The 21,912-nt window shown below is 67.4% G+C and carries 20 protein-coding genes; 12 read left to right on the forward strand and 8 right to left on the reverse strand.

Annotated features, from left to right (window positions below; translation table 11 throughout):
• The first annotated feature begins 14 nt into the window (after positions 1–14).
• The 4 genes from BLJ79_RS10980 (at position 15) to BLJ79_RS10995 (ending at position 3,157) form a co-directional block, all read left to right on the forward strand.
• On the forward strand, positions 15–908 hold the full coding sequence (locus BLJ79_RS10980) for a cytochrome c biogenesis CcdA family protein (RefSeq protein ID WP_071214769.1): 894 nt from the start codon (positions 15–17) through the stop codon (positions 906–908).
• Between the two features lie 108 nt (positions 909–1,016).
• Positions 1,017–1,403: a LexA family protein gene (locus BLJ79_RS10985; RefSeq protein WP_373458083.1), complete on the forward strand. Its 387-nt coding sequence runs from the start codon at positions 1,017–1,019 to the stop codon at positions 1,401–1,403.
• Between the two features lie 107 nt (positions 1,404–1,510).
• Positions 1,511–1,798 carry a hypothetical protein gene (locus BLJ79_RS10990; RefSeq protein ID WP_071214771.1) on the forward strand — a complete coding sequence of 96 codons (288 nt, stop codon included), beginning with the start codon at positions 1,511–1,513 and terminating at the stop codon, positions 1,796–1,798.
• 84 nt (positions 1,799–1,882) lie between these two features.
• The gene (locus tag BLJ79_RS10995) at positions 1,883–3,157 is read left to right on the forward strand and encodes a Y-family DNA polymerase (protein ID WP_071214772.1); all 1,275 of its coding nucleotides are present in this window, start codon (positions 1,883–1,885) and stop codon (positions 3,155–3,157) included.
• On the opposite strand, the gene BLJ79_RS11000 is transcribed toward BLJ79_RS10995, so the two are convergent.
• The gene (locus BLJ79_RS11000) at positions 3,154–3,534 is read right to left on the reverse strand and encodes a hypothetical protein (RefSeq protein WP_071214773.1); all 381 of its coding nucleotides are present in this window, start codon (positions 3,532–3,534) and stop codon (positions 3,154–3,156) included. The genes BLJ79_RS10995 and BLJ79_RS11000 overlap by 4 nt on opposite strands.
• Before the next feature lie 487 nt (positions 3,535–4,021).
• Here BLJ79_RS11000 and BLJ79_RS11005 point away from each other — a divergent pair, with 487 nt between their 5' ends.
• On the forward strand, positions 4,022–5,032 hold the full coding sequence (locus BLJ79_RS11005) for a glycoside hydrolase family 3 N-terminal domain-containing protein (protein ID WP_286135351.1): 1,011 nt from the start codon (positions 4,022–4,024) through the stop codon (positions 5,030–5,032).
• Positions 5,033–5,038: 6 nt separating this feature from the next.
• Here the strand turns inward: BLJ79_RS11005 and BLJ79_RS11010 are convergent, their stop codons facing one another.
• From BLJ79_RS11010 to BLJ79_RS11030, 5 genes are all read right to left on the reverse strand, one after another.
• The gene (locus BLJ79_RS11010) at positions 5,039–5,938 is read right to left on the reverse strand and encodes a serine hydrolase domain-containing protein (RefSeq protein WP_175475462.1); all 900 of its coding nucleotides are present in this window, start codon (positions 5,936–5,938) and stop codon (positions 5,039–5,041) included.
• Between the two features lie 141 nt (positions 5,939–6,079).
• On the reverse strand, positions 6,080–9,367 hold the full coding sequence (locus BLJ79_RS11015; protein WP_071214775.1) for a S8 family serine peptidase: 3,288 nt from the start codon (positions 9,365–9,367) through the stop codon (positions 6,080–6,082).
• 497 nt (positions 9,368–9,864) lie between these two features.
• Positions 9,865–10,689, reverse strand: coding sequence for a bifunctional hydroxymethylpyrimidine kinase/phosphomethylpyrimidine kinase (gene thiD / locus BLJ79_RS11020; RefSeq protein WP_071214776.1), 825 nt, complete (start codon positions 10,687–10,689; stop codon positions 9,865–9,867).
• Positions 10,690–10,780: 91 nt separating this feature from the next.
• The gene (locus BLJ79_RS11025) at positions 10,781–11,437 is read right to left on the reverse strand and encodes a hypothetical protein (protein ID WP_071214777.1); all 657 of its coding nucleotides are present in this window, start codon (positions 11,435–11,437) and stop codon (positions 10,781–10,783) included.
• Positions 11,438–11,621: 184 nt separating this feature from the next.
• Positions 11,622–12,269, reverse strand: a complete 648-nt coding sequence (locus BLJ79_RS11030) for a TetR/AcrR family transcriptional regulator (RefSeq protein WP_175475463.1) — start codon at positions 12,267–12,269, stop codon at positions 11,622–11,624.
• Between the two features lie 292 nt (positions 12,270–12,561).
• On the opposite strand from BLJ79_RS11030, the gene BLJ79_RS11035 reads away from it, so the two are divergent.
• The 4 genes from BLJ79_RS11035 to BLJ79_RS11050 all read left to right on the forward strand — a co-directional run bounded on the left by BLJ79_RS11035 (position 12,562) and on the right by BLJ79_RS11050 (position 16,483).
• Complete coding sequence (locus BLJ79_RS11035) at positions 12,562–13,287, forward strand: queuosine precursor transporter (protein WP_071214779.1); 726 nt, start codon at positions 12,562–12,564, stop codon at positions 13,285–13,287.
• Positions 13,288–13,450: 163 nt separating this feature from the next.
• Positions 13,451–14,143 carry an ABC transporter ATP-binding protein gene (locus BLJ79_RS11040; protein WP_071214780.1) on the forward strand — a complete coding sequence of 231 codons (693 nt, stop codon included), beginning with the start codon at positions 13,451–13,453 and terminating at the stop codon, positions 14,141–14,143.
• Positions 14,144–14,150: 7 nt separating this feature from the next.
• Entirely contained in the window at positions 14,151–15,824 is a 1,674-nt protein-coding gene (locus BLJ79_RS11045; RefSeq protein ID WP_071214781.1) for a DUF6297 family protein, read from the forward strand.
• A 68-nt stretch (positions 15,825–15,892) separates the two neighbouring features.
• Positions 15,893–16,483 carry a DUF4126 domain-containing protein gene (locus BLJ79_RS11050; protein ID WP_071214782.1) on the forward strand — a complete coding sequence of 197 codons (591 nt, stop codon included), beginning with the start codon at positions 15,893–15,895 and terminating at the stop codon, positions 16,481–16,483.
• Between the two features lie 16 nt (positions 16,484–16,499).
• On the opposite strand, the gene tgt is transcribed toward BLJ79_RS11050, so the two are convergent.
• Positions 16,500–17,801 carry a tRNA guanosine(34) transglycosylase Tgt gene (gene tgt / locus BLJ79_RS11055; RefSeq protein WP_071214783.1) on the reverse strand — a complete coding sequence of 434 codons (1,302 nt, stop codon included), beginning with the start codon at positions 17,799–17,801 and terminating at the stop codon, positions 16,500–16,502.
• Positions 17,802–17,977: 176 nt separating this feature from the next.
• Here tgt and BLJ79_RS11060 point away from each other — a divergent pair, with 176 nt between their 5' ends.
• Both BLJ79_RS11060 and BLJ79_RS11065 read left to right on the forward strand, forming a co-directional pair.
• On the forward strand, positions 17,978–19,051 hold the full coding sequence (locus tag BLJ79_RS11060) for an FUSC family protein (protein WP_071214784.1): 1,074 nt from the start codon (positions 17,978–17,980) through the stop codon (positions 19,049–19,051).
• A 52-nt stretch (positions 19,052–19,103) separates the two neighbouring features.
• Positions 19,104–19,724 carry a maleylpyruvate isomerase family mycothiol-dependent enzyme gene (locus BLJ79_RS11065; protein WP_071214785.1) on the forward strand — a complete coding sequence of 207 codons (621 nt, stop codon included), beginning with the start codon at positions 19,104–19,106 and terminating at the stop codon, positions 19,722–19,724.
• A 15-nt stretch (positions 19,725–19,739) separates the two neighbouring features.
• Here the strand turns inward: BLJ79_RS11065 and BLJ79_RS11070 are convergent, their stop codons facing one another.
• On the reverse strand, positions 19,740–20,279 hold the full coding sequence (locus tag BLJ79_RS11070) for an NUDIX hydrolase family protein (protein WP_071214786.1): 540 nt from the start codon (positions 20,277–20,279) through the stop codon (positions 19,740–19,742).
• Positions 20,280–20,442: 163 nt separating this feature from the next.
• Here BLJ79_RS11070 and BLJ79_RS11075 point away from each other — a divergent pair, with 163 nt between their 5' ends.
• Positions 20,443–21,879, forward strand: coding sequence for an MDR family MFS transporter (locus BLJ79_RS11075; protein WP_071214906.1), 1,437 nt, complete (start codon positions 20,443–20,445; stop codon positions 21,877–21,879).
• Positions 21,880–21,912 lie beyond the last annotated feature (33 nt).

The raw sequence follows: 21,912 nt of genomic DNA on the forward strand, positions 1-21,912 counted from the left end.
GGAGGGGGAAACCGGTGGACATCGGGCTCGGATACGCACTGGTCGGCGGAATGCTGGGGGTCTTCAGCCCCTGCAACGCCTTGCTGCTGCCTGCGCTCTTTGCCACCATCTCCACCTCCCGTGCCAGGCKGCTGAGCCTGGGCTCCGTCTTCCTGGCCGGATTGCTCCTCACCCTGGTCCCGCTCGGCCTGGGACTGGGGTGGCTGGGTGCAACCATCGTCCTGGACCGCGGGCTCCTGCTCAGCGGTGCCGGGTGGGTGCTCATTGCCCTGGGCGTGTTGACCGCACTTGGCGGCGGCATCGATTTCGCCCGGTTCCTCCCGGGCAAGCCCCGGCCCGTGGCCGGCTCGCTGGCCGGCACCTTTGCCCTCGGCGCGGTATCCGGGGTGGCGGGCTTCTGCACCGGCCCGGTGCTGGGCGCGATCCTCACGCTGGCGCTGACCTCCGCGAGCCCGGCCCGCGGCGGRGCGCTGCTGGGGCTCTACGGGGTGGGGATGGTCCTGCCGATCATGCTCATCGCGATGGTGATCCGCAGGCTCGGCCACCGCTCCGTGCGCTGGCTGCGGGGCCGCCGGCTCAAAGTGGGAAGGTTGCGCCTGCACACGACCGCGCTGCTGATGGGAGCAATCACCGCGGCCGTTGGGTGGCTGATGATCTTCACCAACGGCATGGCGGCCGTCCCCGAGCTGTTGCCCCCGCGTGTGGTTGCTGCGGTCGAAAACCTGGGACGGCAACTGGATGCGGTGGTTCCATCGTGGGCCTGGACCGCCCTGGTCTGCGCCTTGCTTCTGGCCTGGTGGCTCCGCGCGGCCGTGCGCCGCACCGCGGGCATAGCACCGGCTGCACCAGCGGAGGACCCCGCATCCGACCAGATGCCACGGGAAGCGAACGTCTCCGAAAAACGGTAGCCGGACCCCGCACCCGCGGTCTCCGCTGGTAGGCTTGGCATCGAATCTATGTTCTATGAAAGTCGGGGGCTCATGTTTGGTATGGACCTGCCGCAGCCACCCGCCCCGATGCCGGAATCCCAGGGGCCGGTCGGCGCGGTGGAAGCCATGGGCTTCCCTTCCCCGGCGCGGGACTACTATGGCGGCGGAATCGACTTGAACCGCCTGCTGATCAGGGACCGGACCTCGACCTTCCTCATGCGGGTTTCGGGCAACTCGATGGCATCATCCGGGATCAGCCACGGCGACGAGGTCATCGTGGACCGCGCAGTGGCCCCGCGCGACGGTTCGGTGGTCATCGCCGTCCAGGACGGGGAACTGGTCATCCGACGGCTTGTGTCCCGCCGGGGCGCCATGGTCCTGTCCAGCGACGAGCAACCGGTGGAGCGGGCCGAGGCGATCACCGAGGAAACCACCATCTGGGGCGTCGTCACCCGCTGCCTGCACCATGTGTAAACTCCGGAACAGCATCTTTATGCAGGAACCGCCGGTGCTGCGGCAAGCCCGGGAACGAAAAGCGCCGCACCTGGGAACACCGGCCATCGACACGAGGACCTCCCCGCATGAAACCACAGCAGGAACGGGATGAAAACGCCGAGCTGCCCGTCGCCGTTCGAGCCAGTGCCACCTGGAAGCGCCGGCGCCACTGGCCCAGGACCCGGTACAGGAGCATCCAGTACGATGCACGATTCGCCGATGGCCGGGAAGAACAAGACGTCAAGATCGACACCGCGCTTCAAGGGTGGCGCTACCCCGCCGACGCATGGTGCGTGCGCCACGGTGCCGAGCAGCAATGCCCCGAGGAGGGAACCGGGCAGTGGGTGGACTATCCCTACGGGCGGCCGCTCTGAACCAGGGAACTTGAGCGTCCTGCTTGCGGAACCGCGCACGTCCCCGGCCGCCGGTTTGCGGCTGCGCCACCCGGAGGAGACGCCATGACGGAGCGGATCGCGCTGGTGGACGTGAACAACTTCTACGTGTCCTGCGAGCGGGTCTTCGACCCGAAGCTCATCGGCAGGCCCGTGGTCGTCCTGTCCAACAACGACGGCTGCGTGGTGGCGCGCTCGCAGGAGGCCAAGGACCTGGGGATCACCACCGGCGCACCCTTCTTCAAGGTCAAGCAGTTCATCCAAAGCCACGGCATGGCCGTGCGCTCGAGCAACTACGAACTTTACGGGGACATGAGCGCCCGGGTCATGGAGGTGCTCTCGCGCTTTGGCACCTGGCAGGAGGTCTACTCCATCGACGAGTCCTTCATCGGCGTCCAGGGGAACCCCGGACAACTCGGCGAACTGGCCACTCGCATCCGTTCCGCGGTCGGCCGCAGCGTCGGGGTCCCGGTCTGCGTGGGCGTGGCACCGACCAAGACCCTGGCCAAGTTCGCCAACCACGTCGCCAAGCGCAATGCGCACCTGGAAGGTGTGTGCTCCTTGGATTCCATGGACCCGCATGTGGTTGGGGACATCCAGTCCAGGGTTCCCGTCACCGACCTGTGGGGTGTCGGGGCCCGCACCGGAGCAAGGCTGTCGGGCATGGGCRTCTCCACCATCGCCGACCTCAAGGCGGCCGACGTGACCGACATCCGCAAGAAGTTCTCCGTGGTGCTCCAGCGCACGGTCCTTGAGCTGAACGGGACCCCGTGCATTCCCCACAACGAGGAACGCGCCGACAAGCAACAGATCATGTACTCGCGGTCCTTCTCCAACCCGGTGACAACCATCGAGGACATGGTCGAGGTCATGTCCATCTATGCGCAGCGCGGGGCCGCCAGGCTGATGTCCGACGGACTGTGGGCCACCCTGCTGACCGTCACCGCGGGAACCAGCCGCTTCGCCTCCGGGGAGGCCTCGTTTCCCTCGATCACGCTCAAATTGCCCTCGCCCACCCAGGACCCGATCCTGCTCACCCGCCTCGCGGTCGGGGCCATGCGTGAAATCATGCACCCCGGGGCCTCGTACGTCCGCGGAGGGGTCGTGCTTTCCGGCTTGCAGCCCGAACCCGGGCAGGCAGCCTTCGGGATCTTTGAAGAGGAAATGGCCGAAACGCACGTCGGGGACGTGCTGGGCGCGGTCAAGGCCAAATTCGGGAACAAGTCCATTGGGCTGGGCTCGGGCGGACTGGCCGTGGAACCGGGATGGTCGATGAAGCGGGACTACTCCTCGCCCAAGTTCACCACCGATTGGGCCGACATCCCGGTGGTGAAGGCCTAGTCCTCGCGGTCGCGCAACGGGGAACAGATTTCCTCCGGGCACCCCTGCCAGGTCTTGGAAAAATAGGCCACGATTTCCAGCCCGCGCTCAAAGCGGTACCTGGGTGCCGGCCCGCCGTTCACGGCGCTCGCCGAGCGCCGGATGGCCAACAGGAAGAACTCGCAAACCGACACGTAGTTCCACAGGTCCATGGCGGTGTCGATGACCTCGTCGTGCGTCATCCAGTCCGGGTCTTCAACCAGATCCTGGGCAAAACCGAGCACGATGCCCCGGTCCAGCACATGGTGGCGCCCGCAGTCGCACCACTCGATGCCGCGGGACGGCATGGTCCAGACCTCGGGAACTAACTCGGTGTCACAAGGACCTTCCGATGCCATGGGATCCTCCTTCAATAGTCCTGTGCCCAGCTTAGGTGCGCCCACCGACAGGTTCCGCAGTTCCTGCGACCGCGCGGGCCCATGTGCCACGCAACGATGGACAACTGATACACAGGTCACGATTTCGGTCCCATTGGCTTCCGGGCGCCCGAATCTCTGGCACGCTGGATGTGGTGGAGAAAAGAGGCTGTGGACCATGAACAATTCGCGAGCAAGGAATTTTGGGCATCGGGTGGTCCTTCCCCTGCTGGTTCTACCCACTATGGTCCTGGCCGGTTGCGCCCCGACGCCGGCGCCCCCGCCGCCAAGCGCAACGACCTCGAGCGCCCCCGCACCGTCGGTTACCTCGGCACCGTCCTCGAGCCCGTCGTCCGCAAGCCAGTCGCCGTCGGTGGCCCCGAGCCACAAACCCGGCGCAACGCCGACGCACAGCACCAAGCCCGGCCCGACCGCGCCGCCCAGCCCGGCCGAAAAAACGCTGGCCGCCATGAGCCTGAAGGAACGAATCGGGCAGGTCCTGATGGTGGGCGTCCCGGCAACTGGCAGCAGCATTGCCGACAGGTCCACCATTTCCACCCACGAGCTGGGGAACTTCTTCCTGAAGGGCCGCAGCAGCGCCGGGACTGCCGGCACGGCCAGCGCGGTCCAGCGGGTCGAGTCAACCATCTCGAAGTCGTTGTCGGTGGACGTCGACGCGTTTGTGGCCACGGACCAGGAGGGCGGCTACGTCCAGGTCCTGAAGGGCAGCGGCTTCTCCACCCTGCCCACGGCGCTGGTCCAGGGCAGCTGGGGCACCGCGACGCTGCGCGGGCGCGCCGAGGCCTGGGGCAGGCAACTGGCCGGGGCCGGGATCAACGTCAACCTCGCCCCGGTGGCCGACACCGTCCCCTCGGCGTCCTTCGCCCCGTCGAATGCGCCCATCGGCTACTGGAAGCGCGAATACGGGTACGACCCGGCAACGGTCTCGGCCGCAACGCGGGCCTTCTCCTCCGGCATGCTGGCCGCGGGCGTGGACCCGGTCATCAAGCACTTCCCGGGGCTCGGACGCGTCACCAAGAACACCGACATCTCCCGGAACGTCACCGACACCAAGACCACCCGGCATGATGCCTACCTCAAGCCCTTCAGCGACGGCGTTGCCGCGGGCGACGACTGGGTCATGGTTTCCAACGCCTACTACTCCAGGATCGACGCGAAGAACATCGCCCCGTTCTCCTCGACCATCATGCGTTCGATGCTCCGTGAGGACCTGGGGTTCAACGGCATCATCGTCTCGGACGACATGTGCGACGCCGAGCAGCTGGCGCCCTGGGGCCTGGGCACCCGGGCCCTGCGCTTCTTCGAGGCCGGCGGGACCATGATGCTCTGCGTGGACGCGCCGAAGATGCCGGCGATCGCCAACGCCCTGCATGCCAAGGCCAGCAAGGACCCCGCCTTCGCCCGCCTCATCGACGCCGCGGCGCTGCACGTGCTGCGGGTCAAGGACGAACGGCGCTGAGCGGAGTCAGCCCCGGGGCCCCAGCAGCGACACCAAGGCCTCCTCCGGGCTGAAACCGCTGGATTCCGGGGCAATCGCCGCGGCCGAGATCCCGGTCGCCCGGGAGGTGAAGACCGCGGCGCGGTACCCGGGCCCGGCGCCGCCGTGCCCCCACAGTTGCAGGTCCGTGTCGATCATGACCCCGGCCCCGTAGCGCGGTGCACGCCACGGGGCCGGCGCAGCCACGGGAACCGAGTCCATGAACGCGGCACGCATGGCGGGGGACAGGGACGAGGGGAAGAGCGGGTTGCGCTCCGTCACCAGGTCGCCGAAGCGCAGCAGGTCGGCCGGCGTGGAGAACGCGGCCCCGGCGGGCCCGGCCCACAGCGTCGAGTAGCCCGAATCCGTCACTGCGGTTTCCGGATCCGGGTAGCGGGTCGAGGCCATGTCCGCCGGTTCGAAGATTTCCCGATGCAGGTACTGGCCCAGCGACATCCCGGAGACCTCCTCGAGCAGCGCACCCAGGTACCAGTAGCCGGTGTTGCTGTAGGCGAAGGGCCCGGGCCCGGTCAGGTCGCCGGCGGCGGCAATGTCCTGAAGCGACCACGGGTCCGCTGGCCGGTCCCGGACGGCAGCCAGGTAGCCGGGGTTTGAGGCGTAATTGCCCATCCCCGCGGTGTGCGTGAGCACCTGGGAAATCGTGCGGCCGGCCGGGGCGCCGGGCAGCCGGGAAGCCAGCGGATCCGCGAGCGTGAAGCGGTCCGCATCGACAGCACGCAGGACGCCTGCGGCTATGAACATCTTGGTTACGCTGAAGACCGGCAGGGGCTCCGACGTACCGAAAACCTGCATGGCTCCCTCGCCTCCGCGACAGGCGGCGGCGGCACCCGGGGGCAGCATCCGGCCCAGGGAAGCGGGGAGTGGCATTCCATCCATGGTTTCGAGCTTAAGCCCGCCGGTTGCCGGTATGCGGAAACGGCGCGGCCCGCCGGATGCGCGGTGGAAACCACTTCACCGCCATCCGACGGGCCGCGCCGCCGGTGCCTGTTGCTGCACCAGGCCGCAGTGCTACTTGCGCACCTCCACATCCACTACCTGGGCGCGGTTGCCCGAGGCGTTGTGCAGGTGCAGGAACAGCGCCTTGGCATCGGTGCCGTCCGAGGCGACGGCCGCGGTCAGCTTGGCCTTGTCCAGGTCCGCGAACGCGGTTCCGCCGCCAACGAAGGACAATCCCGGGGCGATCGCATTGAAGGCGATCCAATCGGTTTCATCCACCGGGGCCAGGGCACCGGATTCATCGGCGTTGTACACGGAGTACGTGCTCACGCGGTAGCTGATCGGTGCACTGGAACCGCTCAGGCCCAGCGCCGCGAGCGACACCGGGAGGGATGCCACGTTGGTGTCGAAGGTGTTGGTGTCGACATCGCCGCCCAGCCCGTTGAGGAACTGCAGGTCGACCTGCGAACCGGTGCGCAGATCGAAGGTCGCGGCCAGGTCGGCATCCAACTCGTCGAAGTAGCTGTTGAAGGTGACGAAGTCCGCCGCGCCGTCGCCGTTGGTGTCGATTTCGACGTCGATCTCCGTGGCTCCGGCCAGGTGGGCCCAATTGCCCCAGGTGCTCACACCGAAGTTCAGCAGACCGTCGGCCGCGCCCGTGGTGGGGGCGGTGGAGGAGGCACCGACGTGCTGCAGGTCCATGGAGCGTGCGCCCGGGATCGCGTCGGCGCTGCCGGGCAGCTTGCCCGAGGAGGCCCCGAGCTCGAACGCGGAGAGCAGCGATACCACCTGGGTGTCGGCGGAACCGGCCCGGATGTCGTCGCCGGCCAGGTCGACGGTGCCGGAGGTGGCGCCGGCGTCGAGCTTGATCTTCTTGGCGCCCATGTCGGCAACCAGCTTCGGTGCCGCCTGGACCGGGACGCGCAGCGTCGGTGCGGTGGAGCTGGAAAGCTCCACGCGGCCGGAGACATCGGCGACCCAGGCGCGCGGCAGGCCAAGCTGTGTGCGGTCCATGGTCGGATCGATGGTCTTGGCGTACTTGCGTGCATCCACGTCAAGGGTGACCTTGACCTGGGTGCTTGCCCCGGCCGCGAGCGTCACGGTCTTCTTGTCCAGGGAGTAGCCCGCACCCGGGATCTGCGTGGCTGGCAGGTACTTCACCTTGTAGGTCTGGGTCTTGTCGGACTTGTTGACCACGGTGATGGACTTGGCGGCCTTGTACTTGGTCTTGTCGACCTCGATGACGCCGAAGGTCACGGAGACCAGCTCCGGGTCCGCGGTGGCGAAGGCGTAGGCGGGGGAATTAATCGCCGCATCGGCAATGACGCGCCCGGAACCCACGCGGTTTGGCCCGTAGGCCTCGCCGTTGGCGGCCAGGATGTCCACCGTGGCGGTGTTCATCATCAGGGACTTGACCTGCAATGCGGTGTATTTTCCGCTGCCTGCCACCAGTGCGGCAATGCCCGCGGTGTGCGGGGTTGCCATGGAGGTGCCGGACATGACGGCCGGGCCGTTGCCCGTGCCCACGCCCACCGAACCGATGAGCGTGCCCGGTGCGGCCACGTCCGGCTTGACGATGCCCTCCGAGCCATGCACACCGCGCGAGGACGAGGAGTTCAGGGTGTCCCCGATTCCCGACTCGACCGAGGCGGTGCCGACCAGCTTCGGATCCAGGGTGACGTTCAGCGTGCCGTCTTGGGCCGCGGGGCGCAACTGGTCCGAGAAGGCCTTGGTGAACTGGGCGCCGGGGATCGTGGCGTTGCCGGCGATGCCGGCCTCGAAGACCGCCACCTCGGAGTCCAGGATGACACCGGTGGCTCCGGCGGCTTCGGCGTTGTTGAAGCGCGTGCCAGAGCCGCAGGGGAACTGGAGGTTCTCGCTCCACTGCAGCCAGACCCACTTGCCGGCCAGCGAGCCGGGCTCAAACGGGGCGCAACCGAAGGCGTTGGCTGCCGGTGCCATGACGACATCCCCGGTCAGCGTGGCCGGGTCGGCGGTGGTGTAGTTGAAGTTGGCCGAGTACTGGCCTGCCGCGGTTCCCGCGACGTCGGCCGGTGCGTTGACCTTGATGCCGTCGAGGGTGACCTTGGTGCCCACGGAGTTGGCCACGGTCAAGGAGGAGCGGGCGTTGCCCGGCGAGCCGCCGACGTCGGTGACGTCCCCGGCGTTGCCGGAGGCGACCACCGAGAGGATTCCCAGGCCGGTGAGGGTGTTGACGATGTCGTTCTCGGGGTCTTCGACCGGCGAGTGGTCCGAGCCCAGGGACATGTTCACGATCTGGGCGCGGTCGGAGAAGTCGCCGTCGTTGTTCGGGTCCAGGACGTAGTCCAGTGCCTGTCCGACCACGGAGGAGGAACCCTCGCAGCCAAAGACGCGGATGCCGACCAGCGATGCCTCCGGGGCGGAGCCCGGGCCGATGAGCATGGAGCCCACCTCGTCTGCGGTCAGCTTGGTGTAGTCGCCGGTGAAGGTGGTGCCGTCGGCCTTCACTCCGTATCCGGCAGCGGTGCCCGAGACGTGGGAGCCGTGTCCGGCCGAGGCGCAGTCAAGCGGGTTCGAGTCCGGCTTGGGAACCGGCTGGTAGCTCGGCGCGCTGGGGTCCGCGTTGTAGTCGTCGCCCACCAGGTCCCAGCCGCCGATGAACTTCTCGGGGTCGTACAGCCCCGAGGTCTTGGACGGCAGGTCCTTGGAGGCCTGTGCGGTTGCGTAGGCCTCGAGGGTGCCCGGGCCGCCGAAGCCGGCGTGCGTGTAGTCGATGCCGGTGTCCAGCACGGCGATGGTGATGCCCTCGCCGGTCTCCTGCAGGGTGTTCCAGGCCTGGAGGGCGCGGGTGTCGATGTCCGAGCCCTTGTTGTCGGGGGTCTTGGGGACGATCGCGGTGATTTTCTTGACGTCGGGGCGCGAGGCCAGGGCGCGCAAGGCGTCGGCGTCTCCGCGCAGGGCCACGCCCGGCAGGGAGTTGGTGGTCGTGTAGATGACCTCGGCCTTGGCGGCCTTGGCGGCGGACTTGCCCTGGGCCTTGATGCCGTCGCGGATCTTCTTGACCTTGTCGGGGTTCTTGACCGACTTGCCGCGTGGCGACTTGGCGCTGTCCGGCTGGGTCGCTTCGAAGGCGCCTTCTCCATCGAACTGGACGAAAACGGAGACATCGCCCTGGGCCGCGGCCAGCGGGCCGGAGACCTTCAGGTTTTTCAGCGACTTGGGGACGGTTCCGCCGAGGGACGGCGAATCGGCACCCGGTGCCGGGTCGATCGTCGGCGGTGCCGCAAGGGATGGGACGGACATGGTGACGGCCAGGGCGAGCCCCGAAGCCGACGCCAAGATCGTCCGCGCAAGTCTGTGACGACGCGGGTTGGACATGGTTCTCCTTGAATCCGGTGGGAGTGACTGGGAGTGATGAGGACGGATTCCCGCGAGCGGATTGATGGGCACCGTCCCACGCCACATCCTATGTGAGGCGCGGCACATATCAAGGGGTTGTTTGAGATTCCTTGGAAAATGTCGCGGGGAATTGGCCGGATCCGGGGAGGGGGGATCCGGACCCGGGAAACCGTTTTGGTTCAGTGCCCGCAGACGCTGGAGGGAAGACCAGGACCCGGGCCCGGCAAAGTGTCGGAGGTCGCCGATAGCCTTTGGGCAGTCGGTGGGCCTCTTGGGGAGGAACCACCGCCCGCACCGCGGGCGCGGGACGGACGGGGAAGCGACGGCTGGCATCGGGCAAGGACGCCGCTGCCGCGAACCTGTTTGTCCGCGCGCCGACGAGGCGGCGGCGTTTCTGGGGGGAAACGCAAAAACGCTGGTCCCATGCGTGCATGGGACCAGCGTTCTGCCTGGAAGGTCTTCGGGTTGCGGCGGCCTTACCGTGTTCCGCCTTGCCACAGGGCGTCGAACGGGGCGGCGGATGCCACGCGGTTCTTGATGCCCTCGGTGACAAAGATCTTGGCATTGCGTGCAGCCTGCAGCGGGCTCTCGCCCTTGGCCAGCTCGGCGGTGATGGCGGCGGCCAGCGAGCAACCGGCACCCGACACGGCAACTTCCCCGACCTTCGGGGCCGAGAGGATCTCAAGGGTTTCGCCGTCGTAGAACACGTCCACGGCCTCGGAGCCGGCCAGGCGGACCCCGCCCTTGGCCAGCACGGCCGCGCCGGAAAGTGCGTGGATCTTCCTTGCGGCCTCGGCCAGGTCCTCGACGTTGTTGATGCTCATCCCGGACAGCGACTCGGCCTCGAAGTGGTTGGGGGTGACGAAGGTGGCCAGCGGCAGCAGGTTCGCCTTCAGTGCTTCGTCGGTGTCCAGGGCGTGGCCCGGTTCCTGGCCCTTGCAGATCAATACCGGGTCCAGGACGACGTTGTCCCATGCCTGGTTCTTCAGCGCGGCGGCAACGGTGTTGATGGTGGCCGGGGAGCCCATCATGCCGAGCTTGACGGTCTTCAGGTCCGCTGCATAGCAGGTCTGGACAGCTTCGAGCTGGTCGGCGATGACCTGCGGCTCAACCGGGACGAAACGGTGGTTCCAGTTGTCGTTCGGGTCGAAGGAAACGATGCAGGTCAGGGCAACGATGCCGTAGGTGCCCAGTTCCTGGAAGGTCTTCAGGTCGGCCTGGGCGCCGGCTCCGCCGGTTGCTTCGGAACCGGCGATGGTCAAGGTGATGGCGGGACGGGTCCCGGTGGTGGCAGAAGTCATGCATCCATTTTAGGGTGGTTTTCCTGCCCGCCGTTTCCACCCGGGCGGGCGCTGCCACTCCTCGGTGCCGGTCGGGGCACCGCAACCCGGATCAGGCCCGGGTGAAGGTGGTCAGTTGGGTTGCGTTGGACCAGCCGGCGGCGCGTTCGGCGCGCAATCCGGTGGCTGTGTCGGCGCTGGTGACCATGAACAGCACCGACAGCCCCTGGCGTGCCGCAGCCGCGGCCAGGTTGGCCAGGATCGCGGCGCGGAACTGCTCGGTGTTCGAGGTTGCGGTGATGCTCGGGTCGCCGAGCAGTGCGAAGTCCTCGCCAAAGCGGATCCGGCCGCGGCCTGCGGTCGAGTCGAAATCGGCGATTTCAACCACGTCGTATTCGGCCATCGGGGCTTCGAACAGCGTGGCCGTTTCCGGCAGCGAGACCACTTGTTCCACATCGTTGGCCAGCGCGGCAAGCAGCACGCGCCGGTCGCTGAGGCTCCAGCCCCGGCCAACGAGCTCACGGCCGGCGGACTCGTCCGGGGTGCCCAGGAACGTGAGCCTTGTTTGGCCTTGGTGGGATGAACCATCGGCGTCGCCCAGCAGGGAGGCAAGGCCGCCGGGGCCAGGCCAGGCGCAGGTGATCTCGTAGTTGCTCCCGTCTTCGGCGACGCTGTGCAGCCGGCCGGAATCTTCACAGGTCACGGTGCGGTCCCGCAGCAGGGCAAAGGCGTGGACCCAGCGCGGAAGGCTTGAAGGTTCGAATGGCATCTGGCGGCTCCTGTTCCAAGGACGGTCAATGAAGAACCTCTTCGGGGGCGCAAATGCATGACTGATCACCGGTGACGGTGTGCCTTCGCGTCCCTTTGACGGTTCATTACCGACTCTACGCCTGCGGCGGCCGATTCCAAGTTGGGCGACAGCGCGATGCGCGGGATCCGGGGACCTGCCCGGCTCAGGACGCGGTGCGAACCAGTGAAAGCACGTCGTCGAGAATGCTGCGGACCACCGGCATGCGGGAGAGCACGACGAGACGGGCCGTCACGGGGGCGACATTCTTGATGAGCCGGTGGCTGCGAGCGGCCCCGGGGGAGGAGTCGTAGGCCCAGAAGAGGAAGATCCCGCGCTGTATCAGCCACAGCAGTTCCGGCAGGTCGTTGCGGATGGCCAGCGGGGGTAGCGGCCTGCTGGCTGCCACGACCTGGCGCCACAGCCCGAATTCGAGGGCGCGGTGGATGTCGCCGAGCTCGGTGTGGGCGCCGGCAAATGCGGTGCGGATAAATGCAGGTCCGAACTCGTGGAACGGCGCCATGATTTCCAGCGCCTGGTCAAGGGCAATGCGCAGGTTGGTCTCGAGGTTGTTTCCCGGCACCAGCAGCGGCCAGGTGGCGGTCCGGTGTCTTTCGAGCAGGTTGCGGAAAAGCTCGTGGACGATGGCGTCCTTGGACTCGAAATAGTAGTAGGCGTTGCCCAGCGAAAGCCCGGATTCCGCGGCAATCGCGCGCATCGTTGTCCCGGAGAAGCCCTTCGTGGCGAAAAGTTCCAGTGCCGTGTCCAGCAGCAGCTGGCGGGTCTGGGAACTCTTGGCGGTTGGTGTCCTCATGGCACTTGCCTCCATTGTTGGCCTGGTCTCCATGATAACCAATTTTGAACATGTTCAAAAATTGATAATTCCAAGCAGAAAGCGGCGGTACGGCCATTGCCGCGGAGAGAAGCGGGCTTTGCGAGGGGGAAACCGCAAAGTGGTTGGGAAGCCGTCGTGGGATACTTGAACCTCAAGTGCTAATACAGCGAGCGGTCCCACCCGCCTCGACCGCCCCGTCCCGTTTGCGCGGAGCCGGAATCGAGGCCCCCGGGACCGGCTTGGCGAACCACTTCTTCGATTGGGAACCACCATGGGCGAAAAAACCGCCTCCATTTCATCACGTTCACAGGCCTCGCGCGCCGTTTTTGCGTCCGCAGGAAGCCCCTACTTCTCCACCGTGCTCGCACTGATGGCCGTCGTGGTCATCCTCTCCAACATCGGTGCCGCCAAGGGCGTCACCTTCGGTTCCATCGTCACCGACGGCGGATTCTTCCTCTTCCCGCTGGCCTACATCATCGGCGACGTCATTTCCGAGGTCTACGGATTCAAGGTCGCCCGCCGGGCCATCATCACCACCTTCGCGCTGGCGGCCTTCTCCACTGCCTGCTTCTGGATCATGATCCACCTGCCCGCGGCCGAATGGTACGACGGGCAGGAAGCCCTCGAACGCACCCTGGGTCCGGTCTGGCTCATCGTCCTGGCCTCGCTGCTCGGCTTCCTGGTCGGACAGACCCTGAACTCCTGGGTGCTGGTGAAGATGAAGGAACGCTTCGGCGAACGCGGCCTGGTGGGCCGCCTGATGGGCTCTACCGGGGTGGGCGAATTCGCCGACACCCTGATCTTCTGTTCCATCGCCGCCACGGTCATCGGCATCACCGACATGCCCACGTTCATCAATTACGTGCTGGTCGGCTTCGTCTACAAGACGGCCGTGGAATTCCTCTTCGTGCCGGTGACCACGCTGGTCATCCGCTGGTTCAAGCGCCGCGAACCCAGCTACGCCTTCGGGCCGCAGGCTGAGGGCACCGCCGCATAGGGGGCAGCCGCGAAACATTCCGTGGGCGGTGGCCGGCTTCGTCTGCACTTGGCGAAGCCGGCCACCGCCTTCTTGTTCCCGCACCCAGTCCATCCGCACGAGGGTGCGATGTCATCCGCAATGCTGAGGTGCGCCGGCGGTGCCGGTTGGTAGCGTCAAAACCATGGACACCATGAACCGCGAACTGCTCAGGGCCACGGGACTTGTCGCCGGCTACGGCGGTCAGGACGTGTGCGGGCCGCTGGACCTGTTGCTGGAACCTGGCCAGGCGCTGGGGATCGTTGGCTTCAACGCCGCCGGCAAATCCACGCTGCTGCGCACCCTTGTCGGCTACCAGGAACCCGTGGCGGGGGAATCAGTGATCCTTGGATCCTTCACCGACGACTCGAGCTTCATCTACCGCAAGGCCGTATCCGTCGTCTTCGACGAGGACGCCTTCTTCCCCTCGCTGAGCGTCGAGGAACACCTCCAGCTCATCGCCGGCGGGCACGGGATGCCCGAACCGCAGGCTGCCGTCGAGCATGAGCTGGCCTTCTTCGAGCTGGAAGCGGCCCGCACGGAATATCCGCACCGGCTTTCCTCCGGGCAGCGCCGCCGCCTGCTGCTGGCCGCCGCCCTGCTGCGCCCCTGCAGCCTGCTGGTCCTCGACGAACCCGAACAGCGGCTCGACCCGGTGATGCGGGTGGCCCTGGCCGCCCGCCTGCGTTCACTGGCCACCGCGGGAACCGCCCTGCTGGTCGTCACCCACGACCCGGTCTTCCTCGCGACCGTTGCGGACTCCGTGCTGCTGGTTTCCGGCGGGCAGGTCATCCCGGCCAGCGTCGCCCAGGGGGCTGCGGCCATTGCGCACGGTTGATCCGAGCATGCCGTTGGACAACGAGCCGGTCGACTTTGATCCGTGGGCGCGAAACCGCGTGGTCGAGAAACGCGCCAAGCGAGAGGACTTCTGGGAACGCATGGGCGATGCCTACATCGCCCTGTTGGCCGCCGCCATCGTCTTTGGCTATGCGGCCGGGCTTGCTCTGGCCTTCTTCGACAACCTCCGGGGCGGTCCCGGGTCGGGCATCGTGCGCGCCGGTGTCGGCGTGGTTCCCGGCTCCTCGGCGGCCTCCGCCCTGGTGATGCTCGGAATGCTCGGGGCCCTGCTGCTGATTTCCAAGCTTGGCCCGACGGCGGTGGACCGGGCCCAGGGATTCTGGTGGCTAAGCCTTCCGGTGGCACGCACCGGCTTCCTGGCACGCTTGCTGGGCCAACGCCTGGTGAGCACCTTCTTGTATGGGGCCTTCCTGTGGCTGCCCATCGGCTACGGAACCGTGCTCGGCGGATTGGCCCGGGGGTCGTTCGCCGGGGTGCTGTTGGGTGCCGCGGCCCTGGGACTGTTGTTCGTGGGGCTTTCGCTGCTGGCGGCATGGTTCCAGACCCGCCAGGCGGCTGGGCGCTTCCGCGCCGCCCTGGATGCCGCGGCCATCGCGGTGTTGCTGGCGTACCTGTTCGACGTGCTGCTGCGCATCACCGGTCGGGGCAGCCTCGAGCCACTGTGGGTGTGGCTGCCGTCCTCCCTGCCGTTGCTGGCCCAGGCCGGGGCCTGGTGGGTTCCGGCGGTGCTGGCGGTGCTCTGCGCGGGAGGGTTTGCCGCCCTGGCGGGTCAATTGCAACGTATTCCCGGCAGGGAATTGATTTCGAGCGGGGCCGCGAGCGAGCACGCGGGAGCGGCACTGGCGTTGCTGGATGACAAGGCACTGGGCAGCGCGCTGGATGTCGCGGGCGCCCGGGAAGGCAAGCGTGCCCGGGCCAGGCGGGAACGGGTCCGGGCCCGCGGTTCGGATTCCTTCGCGCGCATGCTTCCGGCCCGCTGGGTCCGCGGCCCCCATGCGGCGCTGGTGCGTGCCGAGCTGCTGGTGCTGCTGCGCACGCCCAAGACCTGGCGCGGGATGCTGGCCGGCTGGTACGTCCCGGCCGCCGGGGTCTTCGCCGTGCCCGGCGGTCAACCTCTGGTCCTGGCCGTCTTGGTGCTCGTCGGCTCGGTGCTGGCCGCACGGGCGGCATCCAAGGCGGCCGCGCAGGCAGCGGACGTGCCGTCGCTGGATGCGATCATCCCGCTGGGCCGTGTGGGTGTGCGGCAAACCCACGCGTTGGTGGCGGCGCTGCTGCTGGTTCCGTGGGGCGTGTGCCTGGCCGGATTCCTGGGGTGGGCCGTGGGAATCGACGCGGCACAGATCCCGGTGCTGCTCGGCCTGGGTGCACTGGCCGGTGCGGGGCTTGCCGCGGGTGCAGTGCGCATGGCGTTTCGGCCGGCAATCGACTGGGGGTCGGTGATGCTCATGGCTGCCATGGGCAAGGCCGCCGGCCCCATGGTCCTGCATTTCACCTACGGGTACGAGGTGATGGCCGTGTCGGTCGTCGCGCTGGTTGCAGGCCTGCTGCTGGCGCCGATCCCGCCGGTGGTGTTGCTGCTTGGCGCGGTGGTGGCCGCCGTGGCCTGGGGCGTGGGCACCTCGACCTCGATCGGGTCCAACGTCCACCGTTCGCAGCGGTAGCAGGTGTTCCGCGCGCGGCACCGCCACCAATGCGGTGATTGCACCGCCGCGGCACTTACGCTGAAGCCATGGAACTACTCACGGCCGCCGGGCTGAGTTCGGCCGCGGGCCTGAACGCCTATATCCCCCTGCTGGTGCTGGGGCTGCTGAACCGCTTCACCTCGTGGGTGGCGCTGCCCGAGGGCTGGGGCTGGCTGTCCAACGGCTGGGCGATGGGCATCCTTGCGGTGCTGCTGCTTATCGAGGTGGTCGCCGACAAGATCCCCGTCATCGACTCGGTCAACGACGCGCTGCAAACGGTGGTGCGCCCGGCTTCCGGAGGGCTCGTCTTTGCCTCCGGAGTGGGTGCCCAGACCGTTGCGGTGGCGGATCCCGGGAACACGTTCGGCAGCACGGCGTGGGTGCCGTTGCTCATCGGCGCGGGGATCGCCCTGGTCTTCCATCTGCTGAAATCCGGGGCCAGGCCGCTGCTGAACTTGGGCACCGCCGGGGTCGCCGCCCCGGTGGTGAGCACCGCGGAAGACGGGGCGGCGCTGGGCCTGAGCCTGCTGGCCGTGGTGCTACCGGTGCTGGTGCTCCTGGCCGCGGCGGCCCTGGCGGTGCTGCTCTTCGTCGGCGTGCGCAGGCTGCGGCCCCGGCGTTCGGGCACCACGGCCTAGCAATCGCCGCCGCGGGTCAGACGGCGAGGGTTGCCAGGCCCTGCGGATCCGGTTCCCCGGCGTAGTAGCTGGACATGACCTTCTCCTTGAGTTCGAAGAAGGTGCCGTCCTCAATGGCCTGGCGGGCGTCGTCGACCATCTTCACCACGAAGCGTTCGTTGTGGATGGAGATCAGCGTGTGGCTGACCAGCTCCTTCGACTTGAACAGGTGGTGGATGTAGGCCCGGGTGTAGTGCTCGCAGGTATAGCAGTCGCAGTCCTCGGAAAGCGGGGTGAAATCCCGCTTGTAGCGGGTGCCCGACAGGTTGAAGCGGCCGTGCGGGGTGTAGAACGCGGAGTTGCGGGCCACCCGGGTGGGGGAGACGCAGTCGAAGGTGTCGGCCCCGTTTTCGATTGCCGTGAAGATGTCGTCGGGTTCGGAGATGCCCAACAGGTGGCGCGGCTTGTTCTCCGGAAGCTCCTGCGCGCACCAGCCCACGATGGTGCCCAGGTTCTCCTTCTCCAGCGCCCCGCCGATGCCGAAGCCGTCAAAGGCCATGGCCCCGAGATCCCGGCAGGCCTTGCGGCGCAGGTCTTCGTACTGGGCGCCCTGGATGACTCCGAAGAGCGCCTGGTAGTCCTTGCCGACGCGATCGTCGGTCAGGTTGAAGTGCTCGGCCACGCAGCGTTCGGCCCAGAGCCGGGTTCGCTCCAGGGATTCGACCTGGTAGCCGCGGGAATTCTGCAGCGTGGTCAGCTCGTCGAACGCAAACATGATGTCCGCGCCGATCTCGTGCTGGACCCGCATGGAGATCTCCGGGGAGAAGCGGTGCTTGGTGCCGTCGATGTGGCTCTTGAACCAGACCCCGTCGTCGTCCACGTTGGCCAGGCGCTCCTTGCCCGGGGCCACCGCGTCGTCCGGGCCGGACTGGTCCACGGACTTCATGTCGATGACCTTCTTGAATCCCGAGCCCAGGCTCATGACCTGGAATCCGCCCGAATCGGTGAAGGTGGGCCCGGACCAGTTCATGAACCGGCCCAGTCCGCCGGCCGCGTCCAGGATGTCGGAGCCCGGCTGCAGGTACAGGTGGTAGGCATTGGCCAGCACCGCCTGGGCTCCGAGCTGCTCCACGGCTTCGGGCAGGATGGCCTTGACGGTGGCCTTGGTGCCCACGGCAATGAAGGCCGGGGTCTTGATTTGCCCGTGCGGGGTGGTGATCACGCCGGTGCGTCCGTTGGACACCGAACCGTCGGGGTTGTTCAGGCGGGTGCCGACCTCAAAGGAAAAGTCGGACTGGCGGGGATGGGGCGCTGTGGGGTCAAAAGATTCGTGGGGCACCTATCCAGTGTGCCGCATGCACCCGTGGCCCCGGCAAAATGCCCGCGTGGGATGGCTCATAGGACCGGGCAGCGCCGCGTGACAAGGCGTAGCGTTAATCCGTGGGTGCCGATCTCGGCATCCGGCCGGCAGCGGCTCGGGGCCACAAGCAACGCAAGCAACGACCAAAGGAAACCATGGGCACCAACAATTTCGGAAGCCTGTTGACGCTGGGCCCGGCCAACAACGACCAGTGGATCGCGCTGCGCACGGCCGTGGGGATCTTCGTCCCGCTCTTCGGCTTGCTGGCCATCGACCGGCTGGATTTGATGGTGTTCGTGATCTTCGGCGCCTTCACCGGGGTCTATGGCCGGGTGCCGGGCTACGCGAACCGGCTGGCGGCCCAGGCAAAGGCCGGGGGCCTGTTCCTGGTGGTGATCCTGGCCGCGGCACTTGCCTCGCACTACCTCGTCGACCACGACGACGTGGCGGCGAGCGCGTGGATGGTCGTGGGGCTCACCACCGTGGTGTCGGGGATCTGCTCGGTCGTCACCGGGTACCTGCAATTGCGTCCCGGCGGCTCGCTCTTCCACATCTTCGCTTTCGCCGCCATTGCCTCGATGCCGCACCAGCCGCCGCCGGCGGAATCGATGGCAGCGGCCACCGCCGCGGTGCTGCTGTCGATTGTGCTGGGTTTCTCCGGAATCGTGTTCGTCAAGGGGGCGTCGTGGGGCCGGTACACGGCCCCGGCGCCGCTTTCGAAACCGGTGCGCCTGGCCATCTGGATCGAGGCGCTGATGTACCTGCTCGCCGCGGGGCTGGCCGGTGCCATCGCGAACCTGTTGGCCCCGGCGCTGTCCACCGGGCACAGCTACTGGGCCATGGTGGCGGCCGTGGTTCCGCTGGTGGGGCACACCACCCGGCACCGTGTGCGCCGCGGCGTCCACCGTATCCTCGGGACCCTGACCGGGCTGGTGCTGATGGCGGCCGTGATCGCCTTCGCGCCTCCCGTGTGGGTGCTGCTGGCGATGATCGGGCTGCTGCAGTTTGCGGCCGAGATGTTCATCGCCCGCAACTATTTCCTGGCCCAGATCTTCGTCACTCCGCTGGCCTTGGTAGGCGTTTCCTTCGGGACCGGGCTCAACACGGTGCTCCTCTACGACCGGATGCTGGAGACCATCATCGGCGCCCTCGTGGGGATGCTGGTGGTGCTGCTCGGTGCGCTTTACGGATCCTGGCTGCGGCGCAGGCTGATGCCCGAGAAGGCGTAGCAGGCTCCCTGCGCCGTTCCAGCCGTCGCCGGAGTGGTGGAAGAATGGCCCCATGAACGACATGGACCTGGCCCAGGCCGAAAGAACCGACCTCGCCGATTTCCTGGAAGGCCTTGCCGACGATCAATGGGACGCGCCGAGCTCGTGTACCGGTTGGCGCGTGCGCGACGTGGTGGCGCACGTGGTTTCCTACGACGACCTCGGTGCCCTGGGCTTGCTGCGACGCTTCGCCAAGGGCCGGGTGGTGCGCGCCAACCAGGTTGGAGTCGACGCCATGAAGGACGCCACCACCGCCGAGCTGCTGGCCAACCTCCGCGCCCATGCCCGCCCGAGCGGTTTGGCCGCCGGCCTGGGCGGGAAGATCGGACTGTCCGACGGCATGATCCACCACCAAGACATCAGGCGACCGTTGGGGATGGAACGGCAGATCCCCGAGGAACGGCTGCTGCGGGTGCTCGCAATGACCCCGGGCAACCCGCGGCTCGCGCCCTGGCGATGGATCCGCGGCTTGCGCCTCGTGGCAACCGACCTGGATTTCGCCCATGGCAAGGGCCCCGAGTTGGCGGGCACCGGCGAGGCGCTGCTCATGGCGATGGCGGGGCGCCGCGGCATCACCGCGGAACTGATCGGACCCGGCCAGGCGATCCTGGCCGGCCGACTCGAACGCCGCTAGGGACGGTGCTGCACTTTAGCCGACGTGCCCCACATGGGCCAGGGCCTGGCGGACCAGGTTCTCCCGGCCCCCGGCGAACTCCTCCTGGATGTTCGGGCTCAGCGCCTCCTCGGGCGTCAACCAGGTCAGTTCCAGTGCGTCCTGGCGCGGGGAGCACTCCCCGCGGACCGGCACGATGTAGGCCAGTGCCACGGCGTGCTGCCGTTCGTCGGTCAACCCGGTCTCCGACGGGGACGGGAAATATTCGGCCACGGTGAAGGGGGCTGGGCTGGGCGGCAGCTGCGGCATCGCCATGGGCCCCAGGTCCTTCTCGATGTGGCGGGTCAGTGCCGCACGGATGGTCTCGCGGTACATCACCCGGCCCGAGACGAAGGTGCGCAGCATCCTGCCCTCGGGATCGGCGGTGAGCAGCAGGCCGATCTCCGTGACATAGCCGAGCGGATCCAGGCGCACCGGGATGGCTTCGATGTAAAGCATGGGCAACCGGGCGCGGGCCTCGTAGAGGTCTTCATCGGACAACCAGCCGGGATAGGGATCCGGAGTGCGAACGTTCATGTTCCCATCTTCGCCCATCGAGACGCCGCCGGGCCACGTCGGCGGCCGTGTTGTGTAATCCCGGACATGTTTTCGTTTTCAGGGAATCATCTGACGTTCCCTGACGCTAGAATGAAATGTTCTGAAAAATACCATTCCAACACCCATGGAAGAGGCCACGCCCGTGACCGAGACCAGCACCAAACTCAACCCCAAGGATTTGGCCACCATCACGGTGCTGATCGTTTCCGCTTTCGTGGTGATCCTGAACGAAACCATCATGAACGTGGCGCTGCCGGTGCTCATGCACGAGTTCCAGGTCAGCGAGGAAGCCATCCAGTGGCTTGCGACGATCTTCATGCTCACCATGGCCGTGGTCATCCCCGCCACAGGCTTCCTGCTCCAGCGCTTCAGCACCCGCGGGGTGTTCATGCTGGCCATGGGCCTGTTCTCCCTGGGTACGCTCCTTGCCGCCGCGGCCCCGGGCTTTTCCCTGCTGCTCGCCGCCCGCGTGATCCAGGCCTCCGGCACCGCGATCATGATGCCGCTGCTGATGACCACCATCCTTGACCTGGTGCCGGCCAACAGGCGCGGGGTCATCATGGGCAACGTGTCGATCGTGATTTCCGTGGCCCCGGCCATCGGTCCGACGATCTCCGGGCTGATCCTGCATTCGCTGTCGTGGCGCTACATGTTCCTCATCGTCGCCCCCATCGCGCTGGCCGCCCTGTTCATCGGTGCGCCGCGATTGAACAAGGTCGCAGAGGCCTCGAAGATGCCGCTGTCGGTCCCCTCGGTGATCCTGTCCGTCCCGGCCTTCGGCGGCCTGGTCTTCGGGCTCAGCAGGCTCTCGGCCAACGGGCTGGATGCCGAGACGCTGGTCGTCCTCGTCATTGCGGTGATGGCCCTGGTGGTCTTCACGATGCTGCAGCTGCGCCTGCAAAAGAAGGACCATGCGCTGCTTGACCTGCGCACCTTCACCTACCGGCCGTTCACGCTGTCGTTGTCGCTGATGGTGCTGGCGATGGTGGCGCTGTTCGGGGTCATCATCCTGCTGCCCCTGTACCTGCAGAACGTGCGCGGGCTCGACACCCTGGCCACCGGGTTGATGCTGCTGCCCGGCGGGCTGCTCATGGGCCTGCTGGCGCCGTTCGTGGGGCGGCTCTTCGACAAGGTGGGTCCGCGCCCGCTGATGATCCCCGGCACCGTGATCCTGACCGGGGTGCTCTTTGGCTACTCGCGCCTGTTGGGCGCCGAGACGGCCATCGGCGTGATCATCGGGTTGCACCTGACCATGTCGCTGGCCCTGGCCCTGATCTTCACCCCGGCCTTCACCACCGCGCTGAACCCGCTGCCGCATTCACTGCACTCCCACGGTTCGGCCGTGCTGTCCACCCTGCAGCAGCTCGGCGGAGCAGCAGGCACGGCCCTGCTGGTCGGGGTCCTGGCCTCGCGCATCGGCGCCGGGGCCGAGGCCGGGATCGATCCGATCCAGGCCCAGATCAACGGGTTCTCCGCCGGATTCACGGTGGCCTCGATCTGCGCCGCGGGCATGGTCGTCCTTGCCCTCTTCCTGACCAAGGCCAAGGACCCGGCCGAGGTCGAGGTGCACGCGCACTAGACCCTGCTCCATCGACGTGCCTTCGATCCGCGG

This window comes from Arthrobacter sp. UCD-GKA (assembly GCF_001863355.1).
GTDB lineage: Bacteria > Actinomycetota > Actinomycetes > Actinomycetales > Micrococcaceae > Paeniglutamicibacter.

What these genes read in the sequence shown, in the direction of transcription:
- BLJ79_RS11040 (WP_071214780.1), top strand. Translation starts at nt 13,451, where the DNA reads ATGGACACCATGAACCGCGAACTGCTCAGGGCCACGGGACTTGTCGCC.
- BLJ79_RS11000 (WP_071214773.1), bottom strand. Translation starts at nt 3,534, where the DNA reads ATGGCATCGGAAGGTCCTTGTGACACCGAGTTAGTTCCCGAGGTCTGG.
- BLJ79_RS11060 (WP_071214784.1), top strand. Translation starts at nt 17,978, where the DNA reads ATGGGCACCAACAATTTCGGAAGCCTGTTGACGCTGGGCCCGGCCAAC.
- thiD (WP_071214776.1), bottom strand. Translation starts at nt 10,689, where the DNA reads ATGACTTCTGCCACCACCGGGACCCGTCCCGCCATCACCTTGACCATC.
- BLJ79_RS11065 (WP_071214785.1), top strand. Translation starts at nt 19,104, where the DNA reads ATGAACGACATGGACCTGGCCCAGGCCGAAAGAACCGACCTCGCCGAT.
- BLJ79_RS11015 (WP_071214775.1), bottom strand. Translation starts at nt 9,367, where the DNA reads ATGTCCAACCCGCGTCGTCACAGACTTGCGCGGACGATCTTGGCGTCG.
- BLJ79_RS11025 (WP_071214777.1), bottom strand. Translation starts at nt 11,437, where the DNA reads ATGCCATTCGAACCTTCAAGCCTTCCGCGCTGGGTCCACGCCTTTGCC.
- BLJ79_RS11045 (WP_071214781.1), top strand. Translation starts at nt 14,151, where the DNA reads ATGCCGTTGGACAACGAGCCGGTCGACTTTGATCCGTGGGCGCGAAAC.
- BLJ79_RS10990 (WP_071214771.1), top strand. Translation starts at nt 1,511, where the DNA reads ATGAAACCACAGCAGGAACGGGATGAAAACGCCGAGCTGCCCGTCGCC.
- BLJ79_RS11010 (WP_175475462.1), bottom strand. Translation starts at nt 5,938, where the DNA reads ATGCCACTCCCCGCTTCCCTGGGCCGGATGCTGCCCCCGGGTGCCGCC.
- BLJ79_RS11030 (WP_175475463.1), bottom strand. Translation starts at nt 12,269, where the DNA reads ATGAGGACACCAACCGCCAAGAGTTCCCAGACCCGCCAGCTGCTGCTG.
- BLJ79_RS11050 (WP_071214782.1), top strand. Translation starts at nt 15,893, where the DNA reads ATGGAACTACTCACGGCCGCCGGGCTGAGTTCGGCCGCGGGCCTGAAC.
- BLJ79_RS11005 (WP_286135351.1), top strand. Translation starts at nt 4,022, where the DNA reads ATGAGCCTGAAGGAACGAATCGGGCAGGTCCTGATGGTGGGCGTCCCG.
- BLJ79_RS10985 (WP_373458083.1), top strand. Translation starts at nt 1,017, where the DNA reads ATGCCGGAATCCCAGGGGCCGGTCGGCGCGGTGGAAGCCATGGGCTTC.
- BLJ79_RS11070 (WP_071214786.1), bottom strand. Translation starts at nt 20,279, where the DNA reads ATGAACGTTCGCACTCCGGATCCCTATCCCGGCTGGTTGTCCGATGAA.
- BLJ79_RS11035 (WP_071214779.1), top strand. Translation starts at nt 12,562, where the DNA reads ATGGGCGAAAAAACCGCCTCCATTTCATCACGTTCACAGGCCTCGCGC.